The sequence below is a fragment of the Xenorhabdus doucetiae genome (assembly GCF_000968195.1).
Lineage (GTDB): Bacteria > Pseudomonadota > Gammaproteobacteria > Enterobacterales > Enterobacteriaceae > Xenorhabdus > Xenorhabdus doucetiae.
Window position 1 is genome coordinate 3304790 of record NZ_FO704550.1, and the last position, 16889, is coordinate 3321678.

The 16889-nt window shown below is 46.4% G+C and carries 13 protein-coding genes; 8 read left to right on the forward strand and 5 right to left on the reverse strand.

The genetic code is table 11. The features are described from left to right. The first annotated feature begins 84 nt into the window (after window positions 1-84). Both XDD1_RS14380 and XDD1_RS14385 read left to right on the forward strand, forming a co-directional pair. Window positions 85-858 (forward strand): hypothetical protein, encoded by a 774-nt coding sequence (locus tag XDD1_RS14380; RefSeq protein ID WP_045972230.1) that lies wholly within the window; start codon window positions 85-87, stop codon window positions 856-858. Between the two features lie 156 nt (window positions 859-1014). Continuing rightward, complete coding sequence (locus XDD1_RS14385; protein WP_045972232.1) at window positions 1015-1779, forward strand: hypothetical protein; 765 nt, start codon at window positions 1015-1017, stop codon at window positions 1777-1779. 117 nt (window positions 1780-1896) lie between these two features. Here XDD1_RS14385 and XDD1_RS14390 read toward each other — a convergent pair whose 3' ends face one another. Both XDD1_RS14390 and hemL read right to left on the reverse strand, forming a co-directional pair. Continuing rightward, on the reverse strand, window positions 1897-2640 hold the full coding sequence (locus XDD1_RS14390) for an NAD-dependent epimerase/dehydratase family protein (RefSeq protein WP_045972234.1): 744 nt from the start codon (window positions 2638-2640) through the stop codon (window positions 1897-1899). 380 nt (window positions 2641-3020) lie between these two features. Further along, on the reverse strand, window positions 3021-4304 hold the full coding sequence (gene hemL, locus XDD1_RS14395) for a glutamate-1-semialdehyde 2,1-aminomutase (RefSeq protein WP_045972235.1): 1284 nt from the start codon (window positions 4302-4304) through the stop codon (window positions 3021-3023). Window positions 4305-4536: 232 nt separating this feature from the next. Between hemL and erpA the strand changes: the two genes are divergently transcribed. Further along, window positions 4537-4881, forward strand: coding sequence for an iron-sulfur cluster insertion protein ErpA (gene erpA / locus XDD1_RS14400; protein ID WP_045972237.1), 345 nt, complete (start codon window positions 4537-4539; stop codon window positions 4879-4881). Window positions 4882-4981: 100 nt separating this feature from the next. On the opposite strand, the gene btuF is transcribed toward erpA, so the two are convergent. Together btuF and mtnN are read right to left on the reverse strand one after the other, a co-directional pair. After that, entirely contained in the window at window positions 4982-5818 is an 837-nt protein-coding gene (gene btuF / locus XDD1_RS14405) for a vitamin B12 ABC transporter substrate-binding protein BtuF (protein ID WP_084721051.1), read from the reverse strand. A 30-nt stretch (window positions 5819-5848) separates the two neighbouring features. Beyond that, window positions 5849-6547 (reverse strand): 5'-methylthioadenosine/S-adenosylhomocysteine nucleosidase, encoded by a 699-nt coding sequence (gene mtnN / locus XDD1_RS14410; RefSeq protein WP_045972239.1) that lies wholly within the window; start codon window positions 6545-6547, stop codon window positions 5849-5851. A gap of 126 nt (window positions 6548-6673) precedes the next feature. Between mtnN and dgt the strand changes: the two genes are divergently transcribed. Further along, the gene (dgt, locus tag XDD1_RS14415; protein WP_045972241.1) at window positions 6674-8200 is read left to right on the forward strand and encodes a dGTPase; all 1527 of its coding nucleotides are present in this window, start codon (window positions 6674-6676) and stop codon (window positions 8198-8200) included. On the opposite strand, the gene XDD1_RS14420 is transcribed toward dgt, so the two are convergent. Beyond that, a complete protein-coding gene (locus XDD1_RS14420; protein WP_045972244.1) occupies window positions 8190-10544 on the reverse strand; it encodes an ATP-binding protein in 2355 nt (784 codons plus the stop codon). The genes dgt and XDD1_RS14420 overlap by 11 nt on opposite strands. 53 nt (window positions 10545-10597) lie before the next feature. Here XDD1_RS14420 and rlmD point away from each other — a divergent pair, with 53 nt between their 5' ends. From rlmD to pyrG, 4 genes are all read left to right on the forward strand, one after another. Further along, complete coding sequence (rlmD, locus tag XDD1_RS14425; RefSeq protein ID WP_045973655.1) at window positions 10598-11935, forward strand: 23S rRNA (uracil(1939)-C(5))-methyltransferase RlmD; 1338 nt, start codon at window positions 10598-10600, stop codon at window positions 11933-11935. Between the two features lie 9 nt (window positions 11936-11944). Further along, window positions 11945-14188 (forward strand): GTP diphosphokinase, encoded by a 2244-nt coding sequence (gene relA, locus XDD1_RS14430; protein WP_045972246.1) that lies wholly within the window; start codon window positions 11945-11947, stop codon window positions 14186-14188. 10 nt (window positions 14189-14198) lie between these two features. Further along, on the forward strand, window positions 14199-15005 hold the full coding sequence (mazG, locus tag XDD1_RS14435; protein WP_084721053.1) for a nucleoside triphosphate pyrophosphohydrolase: 807 nt from the start codon (window positions 14199-14201) through the stop codon (window positions 15003-15005). A gap of 161 nt (window positions 15006-15166) precedes the next feature. Then, window positions 15167-16804: a glutamine hydrolyzing CTP synthase gene (gene pyrG, locus XDD1_RS14440; RefSeq protein WP_045972248.1), complete on the forward strand. Its 1638-nt coding sequence runs from the start codon at window positions 15167-15169 to the stop codon at window positions 16802-16804. The last annotated feature ends 85 nt before the right edge of the window (window positions 16805-16889 follow it).

Sequence of the window (16889 nt, forward strand, 5' to 3'; positions counted from 1 at the left end):
AAGCATTATACAGAAATTAAATAAATCTCTTTAAATAATGGGCAATTATAATAAATGCTCTTTAAGTTAAAATAGGATAAAAATATGCCATTCTTTGTACCCTTTAGGACAAAATATTTTTTAGGTGATTTAATATATGGTATAGAAAAACAGAGGATTAGGTATATTGATACAGTCAATGCGTTTAGAGATGCTCAACCTTACTTTGGTGAAAATGCATGGCCACCAGTCTTTATTGATGATTATTTAGTTTCTTCGGAAGAGGAGTGTATGAGGGGTTTTATCAAACGAGAATCCGTGAATAATCAGGATAATTCTGAAATGACGAATACCAGGATGTCATGTTTTAGATCAAGATTAAAATACTTTGACGCTCATCATGATAAGTTTCCAAAATATACTAAAGATTTTTCTAATCATTTAAGACACGATAAGAAATATCACAGTGTCTTAGAGGGAAATCATGGGCTAGATACATTAAATGTGGGAAGAAAATGCAAAGGCGCATTATCGTGGGTAAGTAAGAGCAAGAGTCAATTAGTTCGTGATATACATGTCCATTTCATACTTGATGATATAAATATGCAATGGGTCGCTGATAAACACGAAGAATTCGAAAAGAAAAGTATAACCGGAAAAGAATTAAGATGGCTTTTCAGGCACAGAAATCATCCCAAGGTAAGTCAAAAAGTACAATTCTGGAGGAATGGTCAACCCGTTAGCCCACCTTGGAACGGTGAAGCAGGCCATATATGGGATAATTATGAAAGAAAGCTAATGGAAAAAGGAGGCGCTGGAGAAGAAGAGAGATATGACGGTTTATCCAGATTATTTAAAATCCTATGTTGTGGAGTCTGACATTCTTATTGATTGTTTTATAACTAATTATTCAACATATAGTTATTCAATATCAAGTGGGAGAACTGCTTGGGACATTCTACAGAAATTAAATAAATTTCGTTAAATAATTGGCGGTTATAATAAATACTCTTTAAAGTAAAATAGGATAAGAAAATGCCATTCTTTAGACCTTTTAGAGAAAAATTCTTCGCAGGTGATTTAGTATATGGCTTAAGTGAGCAGAGGAATATCTATTTTAGTAAAATTTCTCATTTTAATGGTGTCAAAACTTACTATGATGAAAAACGCAGCCCACCCATTTTAATTGATTATTATCTAACTCCTGTGGAATTAAAAAATATAGACGAAATAGAAAATATCCTCAAGCATGGGCCACTCTCGGATTCGGATAATCAGTATTATAGTGAAGTTATGGAGGATTTTTACGAAAGATATCATTATAATGGGTGTAATCATTATACGTACAAAAAATATGAAGAAGATTTTTTTAAGTATCTAAAACACAATAAGAAATATTGCAATGTTATGGATAGCAAACAAGAATATAATGAATTAACAATAGGCAGAAAATGCAAAGGAGGATTATCTTGGATAGGCAGAAGTAATAGTAAATTAGTTCGTGATATACATGTACATTTTATACTTGATGGCATAGATATGGAGCGTGTAGCTGAAAAACGCGAAGATGAGAAAAGCATAACCGGAAAAGAATTAAGATGGCTTTTCAGACACAGATATCATCTCAAGGTTATGAAAAAAGTACAATTCTGGAATAATGGTAATCCCACTTTCCCGCCTTGGATGGGTTTAGGAAGTCATGTATGGAATAATTATGCAAGGCACTTAGCGGAAAAAGAAAATCTAGGTTTAGATGAAGAGATATACGACGGTTTATCCAGATTATTTAAGATTTTATGATCTTATGATCGTAGGATATTGGGTATCAATCTGTCCCCGGTGCCACTAATAACAGAAAATAGTGGCACCTGAGAGGAAATAGTTTATTTCAATTTAGCAAAGCAACGTGCTGCTGTATCAAGGGTAAAACGATCGCAGATCAAACGACTTAAACGCATCATCTTTGGGGGAGTACCCCAACATTTTGTGGGTTTGAGTGAGATCGAGGCGTTTAAATCGGTTATTGGAAATACCGTGAGCGATAAAAAAAGTGATACCTTCCGCTTCAATCGCACAAGTGATCAACTGAACGGCATCTTCAGGACTCAGCCAAGCGCTTAGATCACGAGCATTTTTCAGTTCGTGATTCTCTTTAAATTCAAAAGCCCCTATTCGCAGCGCGATGGAAGATAATCCTTTTTGAGTTGCAAAATAAGAGCAAAGTGCTTCTCCATAGCATTTTGTGACGCCGTATAAATTAGCGGGAGAGACAGCTATACCATCAGGTATTTGTTTATCGACCGGATATCCTTCGATTGTCTGTGCGCTGCTGGCAAAGACAAAACGGCGGCATTGAGATTTCGCTGCTGCTTGCAGAAGATAAGTTGTTGTTAAAATATTCGCTGGTAATAAATGTTCAAATTCAGCATCAGCATAAGGGATACCAGCGAGATGAATGATATTTTCTAGATCAATGACTAGCTGTTCAGTAACAGAGGGGTCGGATAAGTCGGCGAGGATGAAACGATGTGGAGACTGAACGGGATAATCGGGTTGTTTTTGATCAACAAGGGTAAAAATATAATGTTCGTGCATGGACAGAAAAAAAGTCCGTCCTATACGCCCACTTGCTCCGGTTAACAAAATAGTACGTTTTGACATTATTTTCTCTCTTTTAGTGAAAAACGGCCGTAAATTTTCTCTTCAATCTCATCCAAAGAATTAGGCTAAACGTAATGTCTCAATCAAATCTGGTTTCAGTTCTATCACATGCAAGAGTTTTTAACGCTCTTTCTGCGAAAATGTAAGTCATCAAAAAATTCTTTACGCATAATCATTACTCCTTGAAGCCAGCCACAACTGCTTTAAGTTGGGCTTTCTCCATATTAGTTAGACGGTCTTTTTCACTGGTTAATACTGATTTTACTTGATGTATTGGCGATAATACCCGCGATTCAGGCAATACGGAATTTGGTATCAAGTATCAATCTGTCCCAGACGCCACTGATAACAGAAAGTAGTGGCGCCTGAAAGAAAATAGTCTATTTCAATTTAGCAAAGCAACGTGCTGCTGTATCAACTGTGCACTGGATATCTTCATCGGAATGAGCAACAGACATAAAGCCGGCTTCAAATGCAGAAGGTGCCAGATAGATGCCTTCATCCAGCATTAAGTGGAAGAATTGCTTGAAGCGTTCTACATCGCACTTCATCACATCCTGATAGCTGGTCACGCTTTGTGCATCGGTAAAGAAAATACCGAACATGCCGCCAACGTGATTCACCACCAGAGGAATACCGGCTTTTGCGGCTGCCTGTTTTAAACCAATGGCCAGCTTGTCGGTCAGTTCGCTTAAGCGCTGATGAACACCCGCTTGGGCGACTTCTTGCAGGCAGGCAAGGCCGGCTGCCATCGCGATAGGGTTACCGGAAAGGGTGCCGGCCTGATAAACCGGCCCAGTGGGTGCCAGTTTTTCCATGATTTCCAGACGGCCGCCAAAGGCACCGACCGGCATACCGCCACCGATGATTTTGCCAAGGGAAGTCAAATCCGGTTTAACATCGTAATACGCTTGTGCGCCACCCAGTGCAACCCGAAAACCCGTCATCACTTCGTCAATAATCAGCAGGGCACCAAATTCATCACACAGCTTACGCAGGCCCGGCAGAAATTCCGGCAGCGGTGGAATACAGTTCATATTGCCCGCGACAGGTTCGACGATAATACAGGCGATATCTTTCGGATATTTTTCGAAGGCTTCGCGGACAGAATTCAGGTCATTGTAAACACACGTCAGGGTGTGTTTAGCGAAATCAGCGGGCACTCCCGGCGAGTTTGGCTGACCGATAGTCAGGGCACCCGAACCGGCTTTGACCAGCAAGCAATCGGCATGGCCGTGGTAGCAGCCCTCGAATTTAATGATTTTGTCACGCTGGGTATAACCGCGAGCCAGACGAATAGCGCTCATGGTGGCTTCTGTCCCTGAGTTCACCATGCGAACCATATCCATCGAAGGCACCAGTTCAGTGACTCGCTTTGCCATTTCCACTTCGGCGGCGGTGGGTGCACCAAAACTCAGGCCACGCCCTGCGGCTTCAATCACGGCATTGCGGATAGCAGGATGGTTATGTCCGAGAACCATTGGCCCCCATGAACCGACATAATCGATATAAGCATTACCATCAACATCATAAAGGTAAGCACCGTCAGCACGTTGGATAAAGACAGGTGTACCACCAACCCCGTTAAAAGCACGCACCGGTGAATTGACGCCACCGGGGATCACATGTTTTGCCTGAGAGTAAAGCGTTTCGGACTGGCTCATTAATAAAAGCTCCTGAAAGATAACGGTTCAGATATGGGGATATCATTTTAAAACACCCCACAAGGGAAGCCAAATCATCATCATAAAGTGAAGTGAAATTTGAGTTAGCGCATTTGGGTGGCAAAACTTGAACGAATCAGTCAGGTATTGGATAATTGCCGTTAACTGATTTCAGAAAGCATAAGATGACTTTCCGAGAATTTTTACCGGAAAACCGGACTGGAGCAAAAATATGAGCGATGATGCTGCATTGCCTTTGCAGTTTACGGATGCCGCAGCCAATAAAGTCAAAGTACTGGTTGCTGATGAAGATAACCCGAACTTGCGTTTGCGGGTTTACATTACCGGTGGTGGTTGTAGCGGTTTCCAGTATGGTTTCACTTTCGATGACCAGATTAATGACGGTGATATGACGATTCAGAAACAAGGGGTTGAGCTGGTTGTTGACCCCATGAGCCTGCAATATTTAGTCGGTGGCTGTGTGGATTATACCGAAGGGCTGGAAGGTTCCCGTTTTATCGTCACCAATCCCAATGCAAAAACCACGTGTGGTTGTGGCTCTTCTTTTAGTATCTGATTGCGAAACTCACGATGGCAATAAATAGCCTCCTGTTGCGGAGGCTATTTTGTGAGAAATACGGGCATTCCTTCCATCTGCATAGTAATTTTGGATAGGGCTAGTTTAACTGCCGGCAAAGTTGTTCTGCCGCCAAAATAATCCTTGGCCCCGCACGGCTAAACCAGTCATCATTCAGCGCGATAATCCTGACCTTCATTTGGGGTCGCCAAAAATCCGCAACCTGCTGTTTTTGCTCTTGCGTTCCACCTATCACAATCACTTCCGGTTTGCGGGTGAGTACTTGCTCACGGTTAACCTGCGGCCACGGAACCGGGCTGTCAGCAAAAATATTTTTACCGCCACAGGCGGAAACTATCTCGCTTTGGATAGTATGGCTAGAGGACGTGAAAATCGGATTCATGCCAAACTGCAAGAACACGGGCTTAGGGTTCAGGTTGGCATAATCTTGCTTTAATCGATCGAACTTATCACGAATACTGGCGGCAGATGCCTTAGCCATATCGGGATGTGGGCTATAAGCAGCCAGTTGTTCCAACTCTGTTGCAACATCTTCCACTTTCTTCACATCAGAATAAAAAATCTTAATGCCCAGAGCAGAGAGTTGTTCCAGAGGACGCTGAGGATTACCGCCACGCCATGCCAGAATCAGATCAGGTTTCAGGGCAATGATCCGTTCAACATTGATGCCTTGCCAGTCAGCAACTTGCTCCAGCTTTTTGGCGGCTTCAGGATAATCGGAGTAAGCGCTAACTGCGACAAGCTGATCACCCAGCCCCGCCGCATACGCCAGTTCTGTCGTTGAGGGTGCAAGGCTGATCACGCGGGAAGCGGCTGCATAAAGCGGAGCACTGAAACCACCGCAAACGCTGTACCAAAGGAGTGAAAATGCCAGCCAACGGGATCGGTGGAAAATGATTTTCAAACATGATGTCATTAGCGATGCTCCACTTTAATGAATGCTGGTTTACTGTTTGCTGAGTTCAGTCAGCATGGCATTGACCATCCGGGTTGATTCGCGTGCCGCGACAACCAAAAATTCATCAAAACTGAGATGGGATTCTTGATCGGCAACGTCAGAAATCGCCCGCACAACCACAAAGGGTAGGTTATATTGATGGCAAACATGACCAATGGCTGCGGCTTCCATTTCAACCGCGGCAACATCGGGGAAAGTGGCGCGAATGCGTGCCAGTGGTTCTGCACCATTGATAAAGGCATCACCACTGCAAACCAGACCCCGCACGGCATTTAAGTCGAGGGATTGGATACATTTTTCTGCCAGCGAGATCAAGGTAGCGTCAGCCATAAATGCGGCAGGGCATTGTGCCATCTGACCCGGTGCATAGCCAAAGGCGGTTAAATCCGCATCATGGTAGCGAACTGCTTCGGAAACCACGATATCGCCCACGTTCAGCTTAGGATCAAGGCCACCGGCTGAACCCGTGTTAATCACGATATCCGGCTGGCAATGTTCAATCAATAAGGTGGTGCCAAGTGCGGCGGCAACTTTACCAATACCGGATTTCAGCAGGGCGATATCAACGCCATTCAGCTTGCCGGTATAGATTTCACATCCGCCCCGTGACAATGTTTGCAGACCTTCAATCTGGTCACGCAGCAATGTCACCTCTTGTTCCATTGCACCTATTACACCTATTTTCATTGTGTCATACTCGCTTGTTATTGATGGATTGCAGCCTATATTAACAGGCTGATTTAAGCGGAAAGTGTATCATTGAATAGCCAATTCCAATTCTAAATAATCGTTTCATTTGGCATGGGGGGTTTAATGTCTAAGATTGATTTTAAGCAGAAGTTGAATTACCAACGCAAGTTCAGTAAATCTTCCATTCATCCCGATGATGAAGAGAGCGTGAATCGCCAATTTGAAAGTGATCGTGGGCGGATTATCAACTCAGCCGCCATTCGGCGCTTGCAACAGAAAACACAGGTCTTTCCGTTGGAACGTAATGCGGCGGTACGCAGTCGGTTGACGCATTCGCTCGAAGTGCAGCAAACCGGGCGCTATATCTCAAAAACGATTATTGCGGAGCTGGCAAAGCAAGACGCATTGAGAAAATATGGGCTGAGTGATCGCCTGACGGCTTTTGAAAGTCTGGTTGAGATGGCTTGCCTGATGCACGATATTGGCAATCCGCCCTTTGGGCATTTTGGGGAAGCCGCCATTAAAGATTGGTTCTCCCGTCGGTTAGATCCGGACTATTCGCCGGAAACGGCAGATCGGCAGGATGCGTGTCAGGTTGCGGCATTGCGTTTGACGGGGGAAGAAAAGAGAGATCTATTCTGCCGGCAATTGCGTAAAGATTTATGCCAGTTTGAAGGCAATGCGCAGGCGATCCGTCTGGCGCATAATTTACTACGCCTGAATCTCACTTATGCCCAGATTGGCTGCATATTGAAATATACCTGCCCGGCCTATCGGCTGGAAGAGAACCCGGCTGAATTCAGTTACCTGATGAAGAAAAAAGGCTATTACTGGTCGGAAGATAATTTTATCCGTGAATTGAAAACAGAGCTGCAAATGGGGGATTTCTGCCGTTTCCCGCTGACATACATTATGGAAGCCGCAGATGATATCTCCTATTGCATTGCAGATTTAGATGATGCGGTTGAAAAGGGCATTTTTAATGTTGAGCAGTTGGTGGAATACCTGAAAAAAGAGTGGGAAGAAAACGGCGGGCACCGGAAAGGGGATTTATTCGAATCGACGGTGATACAAGCCTATAAAAAAACCACCAATAACGAGGCGCGCCGTAATATCCACGAACAATTTTTCATGTATTTACGGGTATTTATCACCGGGAAATTGGTGCCTTATACCGCCAAATTGTTTATTAAACACCTTGCGGAGATTTATTCGGGGACATTTAATCACGCCTTGCTGGAAGGTGATGGCGATGAACACCGTTTATTGAAAACCTTGAAAAGTGTCACACGCAAACGGGTTTTCAATCACCCCGAAGTGGAAGAGCTGGAATTACAGGGATACCGGATTATTACCGGATTGCTGGATGTCTACAGCCCGTTGCTGGCATTGTCCCGGCAGGATTTCATGGAGCTGAACCAGAATAATTTTCACAAAGAATACTTTATTGAAACTCGCCTGCTGCACAAACTTTCAAGTAAGCATCGTCTGGCTTATGGCGAAGCCGTGGGGAGTATCGTCGCCACGAATGAAGCTGAAAAAGATGTGCTCGAATTTTATTATCGGGCACGTCTGATTCAGGACTATATCAGTGGCATGACGGATCATTACGCTTACGAGGAATATCGGAAGTTTATGGTCACAAAGTAACGGTTCGGGTTGCGTTGAGCACGTCAGGCGCTGCCGCCATGACGTGATTGATTTCGTCGATGAATTCCAGTAATTCAGGCTCCAGATCGGCCAAGGTAACACCTTGTTGCAGTTGTTTTTCGACCAATTCGCAAATGGCTTTCAGTTTAGGCACCCCGTTGTAGCAGCAACTGCCGTGCAATTGGTGAACATGATGCTGAAAGTGTTTGCGGGTCGCTTCGCCGTCGGCGGTTAAGGCTTGCTCAATCATACGCTTCATATCGGGCAGAGATTGTAGCAGCATATCCAGCATTTCCTGCGCCAGTGACGCTTTTCCGGCGGTTTGCGTTAACGCCATATCCCAATCAATGGCTTGTGGCTTTTTCTGCCGACAGTATTGATTAAGCCATGTTTTTAGGCCGTTTTCATCCAACGGTTTGGTCAGGCAGCCGATAAACGGGGCACTCTTTGCCTCGTGGCAAGCAAAGGCCGTTACCGCCACAATGGGGGTTTCTTGATGGAGGGGGAATTGCCGGATCTGTTCAGACGTTTGGATACCGTCCATATCCGCCATCTGGATATCCATCAAAATCAAATCCAGCGCATGTTGCTGCGCGATTTCCAATGCTTCTATGCCACTACTGCACAGCAAGGTATTTTCAACCAGTTCATTCAACAGCGTCCCGATCAATTTCAGGTTAGCGGGATTATCATCCACCGCCATGACCGTCATCGGTAAACGTGCTGATACCGAAGAGATAGGCAGAGGTTGCGGCAAGGAGGCGAATGGATACTCTTCTTTTTCCAGCCAGATATCAAAATAAAATACCGTTCCTTTAGCGACCTCACTGGTAAAATCAATCTCTCCCTTCATTTCATTGACCAACCGCTTAGTGATGCTTAATCCCAGCCCGGTTCCCCCGTAATGACGGGTAATGCTGGCATCGGCCTGATTGAAGGCCTGAAACAGGATCGGACGGTATTCCGGTTTAATCCCGATACCGGTATCGGTCACGGTAAAATCAAGCTGGACAAGATGGTGTTGCTGCTGGCGTAATTTAACATCCAGTGTCACACGGCCTTTATCGGTGAATTTAATCGCATTGCCAATCAGGTTCGTCAGTATTTGCTGCAAGCGGGTCGGATCACCCATCATCAGATTGGGTAATTTCTCATCAATATGGTGATGCAGGGGAAGATTTTTCACACTGGCGGCCGGTGTGAGCAGTTCAATCACTTCATTGACAGTATCCCTTAACAGAAAAGGCACCTGATCCAAGACCAGTTTATTGGATTCCAGCCGGGAGAAATCCAGAATGTCATTGATAATTTTCAGCAGGTTATTGGCTGAGCGATCAATGACATACAGATACTCCATCTGTTGAGAAGTAATCGGCGTTTTTAACATCTGGCGGGTAAAGCCAATAACTCCATTGAGCGGTGTGCGTAATTCATGGGACATATTCGCCAGAAATTCCGTTTTGATCCTGACCGCCTCCTGTGCGCGTTTTTTGGCGATAGTCAGCTCAACATTCTGAATTTCCAACTGTTCCATCGTAATTTGCAGGTCGGATGTGGCTTGATCGATATGAAGCTGCATCTCATCTTTGTATTTTGACAACGATTCTGCCACGGTGTTAATACCATTCTGGAGCGCCGACAATTCGCCGGGCATAGCCCCTGTCACCCGGCTGTTCAGTTGCCCCTGACGGATGCGATCGACGGCTTTCACCATGCAGTTCAGGGGTTGGGTGACTTTACGTACCAGCACGTGGGCAAACAGGGCGGTGCCGCCCAGACATAAAATCAACAAAATGATGGAGGTAGCAATTTCCTTATATTGCTGAAGTTGAGCAGCACGTAAGTCCAAATCAATAGCAATGTAGCCAATGGATGGCGTCACGGGTAACGTGCCGTTAGCGGCATCCTGCCAATTATAGGAAGAAGACATTTCTGAGGTAATCGGCATCCTTAAAATGATACTGTTACCGTATTCCGTCTTGGACAACGTGGTGGGCATGGATTCGTTGGCGGTGAGCCTCAAGCGATTCACATCATATTTGTCATTCGAAATATCGAATAATTTGTTATCTTTATCAAAGATCGCAATGGCTCTGACAATTTCAGAGTTCCGGTTATGCAGGTTGTTGAGCAATGAATCAACCCGCGGGTGATTGTCCAGATTAATGCCCACTTCGCTGGCGATGGATAAGGGTTCAATAATGCTGATCCCACTGCGGACGATCAGGCTCTTCAACTCATAATAGCGATATGAGATAAATGATATACTCACCAGCGTTCCGACCAGTAAAACAGGAACCAATATCAGGCTCATCATACGGGTGCGTAGGCTATATTTGGTCATAGGCGTCCATTGTGGGAAAATCAGAACTCAATTTTTCAAAGTCAGTCAGAATCATGGTGCAATTTTACTCCCCAAACCGTCGCTCCGTAAACCGAGGCATTATTTCCGTTACCGCAGATAACCTTGATGCACAAGGGCAAGGTATTGCCCGTCATCAGGGAAAAACGATCTTTATTTCAGGGTTATTGCCGGGTGAGCAGGCACAGATCCAACTGACAGAGGAAAAACGCCAGTTTGCGAAAGCCAGGATAGTGAAAAGGCTATCAGACAGCCCGCATCGCGTCGCGCCTTACTGTCCGCACTTTAACGTGTGTGGCGGATGCCAGCAGCAGCATGTTGCCACTGAGCTGCAAGTGAATACCAAGGCCAGTGTACTGGAACACCTGATCCAGCGGGAAACCGGGATTCGCATCAGTGCACATCCCATCATCCACAGCCCAGAATATGGCTATCGGCGCAGGGCCAGATTGGGCCTGCAATATCACGCCAAGCAACGCACATTATTGATGGGATTTCGCCAGAGCCAGACCAACGATTTGGTGAATATTAAACACTGTCCGGTGATGCGTCCTGAATTGGAACAATTATTGCAACCGTTGCACCAGTGCCTGAATCGTTTGCAGGCGGTGAAAAGACTGGGACATGTGGAGCTGGTCTTGGCGGAGAGTGGCCCATTAGTCGTGTTACGCCACCTTGATCCGCTTAAGCACGAAGATAAGCAAACCTTGCGCACTTTTTCGCTGCAACACCAGGTGGCGATTTATTTATTGGGTGATGAGAAATCGCTTGAGCCATTGATGGCAGAGCAAGCCGCGCCGTGGTATCAGGTGGATGGATTGAAACTGGTGTTCAGTCCACAAGATTTTATTCAGGTCAATGATGGGGTGAACCAACAAATGGTCACACAGGCGTTGGCGTGGCTGGATTTGCAACCCACGGACCGGGTACTGGATCTGTTTTGTGGCATGGGAAATTTCACCTTGCCGATAGCGACTAAAGTTCAGGCGGTCGTTGGCGTGGAAGGGGTTGCTGAGCTGGTGGCGAGTGGGCAATATAACGCCCGGCTGAATCAACTTCATAACGTCGATTTTTTTCATGCAAATCTGGAAGCGGAGATTCACCGGCAACCTTGGGCCGCACAAGGGTTCAATAAAGTGTTGCTGGACCCCGCCCGCGCTGGCGCGGCGGGTGTTATGGCTCATATTGTAAAGTTAGCCCCCGAAAAAGTGGTTTACGTTTCCTGTAACCCCACAACACTCGCACGGGACAGCAAGGTCTTGCTGGAGGCGGGTTATCATCTTGTCAGTGTGCGGATGCTGGATATGTTTCCGCACACCGGCCATCTGGAATCTATGGCTCTGTTTTGCAGCGAGCCAATGGATATCGAGTAGGGAGAAATTATGGTTGCGGTAAGAAGTGCGCATCTCACACCGGCAGGTGAATTTGCTGTCAATAAGTGGATCGCGAGTTTAAACATTACTAACCCACAATCCAATGAAAAATTGGTTGAAACCTGGCGATATTGTCACGAAAAAGTCCAGGGTCATCCCAATGCGGAACTGTTGCTGTGGCGCGGTGTGGAAATGGTGGAGATCCTGTCCACATTGAGCATGGATAATGACAGTATGCGGGCTGCGCTGCTTTTTCCCATCCTTAATGCCAAACTACTCGATAGCGAAACTGTGACCGAAACCTTTGGCAAGGCCATCACGAACTTAGTGCATGGTGTGTTGGAAATGGATGCCATTCGCCAACTGAAAGCCACGCATACCGGCTCGACGTGTTCGACACAGGTTGATAATGTTCGCCGGATGCTGTTGGCGATGGTGGAAGATTTTCGCTGCGTGGTAATCAAGCTGGCGGAACGTATTGCCCACTTGCGGGAAGTGAAAGATGCCAGTGAAGATGAGCGGGTGCTGGCGGCCAAAGAGTGTTCCAATATCTATGCGCCGCTCGCCAATCGGCTGGGTATTGGGCAGTTAAAATGGGAACTGGAAGATTTCTGTTTCCGTTATCTGCATCCTGATGAGTATAAGAAAATTGCCAACTTGCTGCATGAGCGCCGGATTGATCGTGAACAATATATCGAGAAATTCGTGACGACAATGCGTAAGTACATGCTGAAAGAAGGGATCAGCGCTGAAATCTACGGGCGGCCGAAACATATCTACAGCATCTGGCGCAAAATGCAGAAGAAAGCCCTGTCTTTTGATGAATTATTTGACGTGCGTGCTGTGCGGATTGTGGTCGAGCGTTTGCAGGATTGTTACGCCGCACTGGGGATAGTGCATACTCACTATCGTCATTTGCCGGATGAATTCGACGATTACGTGGCTAACCCGAAACCAAATGGCTATCAATCCATCCATACCGTCGTTTTGGGGCCGAATGGAAAAACGCTTGAAATCCAGATCCGTACCCGTCAGATGCATGATGATGCCGAACTTGGTGTCGCGGCGCATTGGAAATACAAAGAAGGCACGGCGATTGGTGGTGGTAAATCCGGCAGTTATGAAAGCCGCATTGCCTGGTTGCGGAAATTGATCGCATGGCAGGAGGAGATGTCAGACAGCGGCGAAATGCTGGATGAAGTGCGCAGTCAGGTGTTTGATGACCGCGTTTATGTCTTTACGCCAAAAGGGGATGTCATTGATTTGCCGATTGGCTCCACCCCGCTGGATTTTGCCTATCACATTCACAGTGATGTCGGCCATCGCTGCATTGGGGCAAAGATCGGCGGACGCATCGTCCCGTTCAGTTATCAGCTCCAGATGGGTGATCAAATTGAAATTATTACCCAGAAACACCCGAATCCCAGCCGTGACTGGTTGAATCCTAACCTTGGCTATGTGACGACCAGCCGTGGACGCGCGAAAATCCACAACTGGTTCCGCAAGCAAGATCGTGACAAAAATATCATTGCCGGCCGTCAGATGCTGGACAATGAATTGACGCATTTGGGGATCACGGTCAAAGAAGCCGAGAAAGTGCTAATCGCCCGTTATAACGTCCATACGTTGGAAGAAGTGCTGGCCGGCATTGGCGTCGGTGATATCCGCATCCACCAGTTAGTGAATTTCCTGCAAGCCAAGTTCAACAAAACGACGGCAGAAGAAGAAGATCGCGAAGCGCTTCGCAATCTGGAGAGCAAGACCTATACACCGCGCAATACCAGCAAAGATAATGGCCGGGTGGTCGTCGAAGGGGTCGGTAACTTAATGCACCACCTGGCCCGTTGCTGCCAGCCCATCCCCGGTGATGAGATTATTGGGTTTATCACCCGCGGGCGCGGGATCTCCATCCACAGTGCGGATTGTGATCAGTTGGCGGAACTCGAAGCCAGCTCACCGGAACGGATCGTCGATGCCGTCTGGGGAGAGAGTTATTCCAGCGGCTATTCACTGGTGGTACGGGTTCTCGCCAATGATCGCAGTGGCTTATTGCGTGACATCACGACGATCCTCGCCAATGAAAAAGTCAATGTGTTGGGCGTCAGCAGCCGCAGTGATGTTAAGCAACAGCTTGCGACCATTGATATGAACATTGAGATTTATAACTTGCAGGTGCTTGGGCGGGTATTGGCGAAGCTCAATCAGTTGTCTGATGTCATTGAAGCCAGACGCCTGCACGGTAATTCACGGTAACTCAGCAAACATGGATAAAATGAAACCTGTCTCGATTGAACGACTTAAGGGGATTATGGCGCAGTTGCGCCATCCCCAGAACGGCTGTCCGTGGGACAAAGTACAAACCTGTGCGACGATAGCCCCTTATACGCTGGAAGAAACCTATGAAGTGCTCGATGCGATTGAACGCGATGATGCGAATGCCCTGAAAGAAGAATTGGGGGATCTGCTGTTTCATATCGTGTTTTATGCCCAGATGGCTCAAGAGCAACAACAGTTTGATTTCGATGATATTTGTGAGGCCGTGTGTGACAAGCTGGAACGCCGCCATCCTCATATCTTCAATCAACAAGCCGGTATCAACAGTGAAGAGGCGCTAGGCAGTTGGGAACAACGCAAGACGGCAGAAAGGGCGGAGAAAAACCAGCATTCGGTGCTGGATGATATCCCGGTTAGCCTGCCGGCATTGATGAAAGCCTATAAAATCCAGAAACGCTGCGCTTCGGTCGGCTTTGACTGGGATACCCTTGGCCCTGTGCTGGACAAAGTCTATGAAGAAATTGATGAAGTGATGGACGAAGCGAAACAGGCGGTGGTTGATCAAGGCCGGCTGGAAGAAGAACTGGGCGATTTGCTGTTTTCGGTGGTCAATCTATCCCGCCATTTGGGGCATCAACCGGAAATAGCGTTGCAAAAAGCTTGTCAGAAATTCGAAAACCGTTTTCGTCACGTCGAAAGATTGATCACTGACAAAGGCTTGTCACTGGAAACGGCGACATTGGATGAGATGGAAGAAATGTGGCAGCGGGTGAAAAAATTTAATTCCAATAACTAACTGAATTTAAAAATAAAATTGGATGATTATTTCGCGGTGTGACGGATTGTGTGACACTTTACCCTGCTTAGATGATTTGTAGCGAAATTAAGGTTAGGGTATACTGCTTTCCCGTCCTGTTATATTCATCATCCTTTTAAACCTAAACTTTCAGGTTCAGCATGAAAACTAATTATATTTTTGTGACCGGCGGGGTCGTATCCTCTCTGGGTAAAGGCATTGCCGCAGCCTCTTTGGCGGCTATACTCGAAGCCCGTGGACTCAATGTCACCATTATGAAACTGGACCCGTATATCAACGTCGATCCAGGTACAATGAGCCCAACCCAACACGGGGAAGTTTTCGTGACCGAAGACGGCGCTGAAACTGATCTCGATTTAGGTCATTACGAACGTTTCATCCGAACCAAAATGACACGCCGCAATAACTTCACAACAGGCCGTGTCTATTCCGAAGTGCTGCGCAAAGAGCGCCGTGGCGATTATTTGGGTGCCACGATCCAGGTTATTCCTCATATCACCAATGAAATCAAAGACCGCATCATCCGTGGTGCAGAAGGTCATGATGTTGTCTTGGTGGAAATCGGCGGGACGGTTGGTGATATCGAATCTCTGCCATTCCTCGAAGCCATTCGTCAGATGGCGGTGGAAGTCGGCCGTGAAAACACGCTGTTTATGCACCTGACGCTGGTGCCTTATATGGCCGCAGCGGGTGAAGTGAAAACCAAGCCGACTCAGCACTCCGTGAAAGAATTACTCTCCATTGGTATTCAGCCAGACGTGTTGATCTGCCGTTCAGATCGCACCATTCCTGCCAATGAGCGTGCAAAAATTGCGCTTTTCTGTAACGTACCAGAGAAAGCGGTTATTTCTTTAAAAGATGTTGATTCCATTTATAAAATCCCTGCCCTCTTGAAATCTCAGGGCTTAGATGATTATATTTGTAAACGATTCAGCCTCGAATGCCCGGAAGCTGATCTGTCCGAATGGGAACAGGTTATTTATGAAGAAGCTAATCCATCGGGTGAAGTGACCATTGGGATGGTGGGCAAATACGTTGAATTGCCAGATGCTTATAAGTCAGTGATTGAAGCCCTGAAACATGGCGGGTTGAAAAATCGCCTGACGGTCAATATCAAATTGATCGATTCACAGGATGTTGAAACGCGTGGTGTTGACGTATTGAAAGGTCTGGATGCGATTCTGGTGCCGGGTGGTTTTGGTGGCCGTGGTATCGAAGGCAAGATTATGACAGCACGTTATGCCCGTGAGAACAATGTCCCATACTTGGGTATTTGTCTGGGCATGCAGGTGGCTCTGATTGAATTTTCTCGCAATGTTGCGGGCATGGCAGAAGCTAACTCCACGGAGTTCGAGCCTGAATGTAAGTTACCGGTTGTGGGTCTGATCACCGAATGGCGTGATGAGAACGGCAACTTAGAAGTACGTAGCGAAGAGAGCGATCTCGGCGGAACGATGCGCGTTGGTGGTCAAGTATGCCATCTGACTGAAGACAGTTTGGTACGTAAACTCTATGGCCAGCAAGACATCGTTGAACGTCATCGCCACCGTTATGAAGTGAATAATTTACTGTTGAAACGCATTGAAGATGCCGGTTTGCGTGTTGCTGGCCGTTCAATCGACAACAGACTGGTGGAAATCATCGAGAACCCAGCGCACCCGTGGTTCGTGGCGTGTCAGTTCCACCCAGAATTCACTTCAACGCCTCGCGATGGTCATCCGTTATTTGCTGGCTTTGTCGAAGCCGCAAGCAAATATCAGAAAGGCGAATTGAAATAAGATATGGGGCAATGGATTGATATTAAACGAATTATTTTGAGATACTTTTAAAGTAATCACTTTTAGTTTCAATCGGTTGCCCGGA

Coding starts and splice junctions, on each gene's coding strand:
- XDD1_RS14380 (WP_045972230.1), top strand. CDS start 85: ATGCCATTCTTTGTACCCTTTAGGACAAAATATTTTTTAGGTGATTTA.
- XDD1_RS14385 (WP_045972232.1), top strand. CDS start 1,015: ATGCCATTCTTTAGACCTTTTAGAGAAAAATTCTTCGCAGGTGATTTA.
- XDD1_RS14390 (WP_045972234.1), bottom strand. CDS start 2,640: ATGTCAAAACGTACTATTTTGTTAACCGGAGCAAGTGGGCGTATAGGA.
- hemL (WP_045972235.1), bottom strand. CDS start 4,304: ATGAGCCAGTCCGAAACGCTTTACTCTCAGGCAAAACATGTGATCCCC.
- erpA (WP_045972237.1), top strand. CDS start 4,537: ATGAGCGATGATGCTGCATTGCCTTTGCAGTTTACGGATGCCGCAGCC.
- btuF (WP_084721051.1), bottom strand. CDS start 5,818: ATGACATCATGTTTGAAAATCATTTTCCACCGATCCCGTTGGCTGGCA.
- mtnN (WP_045972239.1), bottom strand. CDS start 6,547: ATGAAAATAGGTGTAATAGGTGCAATGGAACAAGAGGTGACATTGCTG.
- dgt (WP_045972241.1), top strand. CDS start 6,674: ATGTCTAAGATTGATTTTAAGCAGAAGTTGAATTACCAACGCAAGTTC.
- XDD1_RS14420 (WP_045972244.1), bottom strand. CDS start 10,544: ATGACCAAATATAGCCTACGCACCCGTATGATGAGCCTGATATTGGTT.
- rlmD (WP_045973655.1), top strand. CDS start 10,598: ATGGTGCAATTTTACTCCCCAAACCGTCGCTCCGTAAACCGAGGCATT.
- relA (WP_045972246.1), top strand. CDS start 11,945: ATGGTTGCGGTAAGAAGTGCGCATCTCACACCGGCAGGTGAATTTGCT.
- mazG (WP_084721053.1), top strand. CDS start 14,199: ATGGATAAAATGAAACCTGTCTCGATTGAACGACTTAAGGGGATTATG.
- pyrG (WP_045972248.1), top strand. CDS start 15,167: ATGAAAACTAATTATATTTTTGTGACCGGCGGGGTCGTATCCTCTCTG.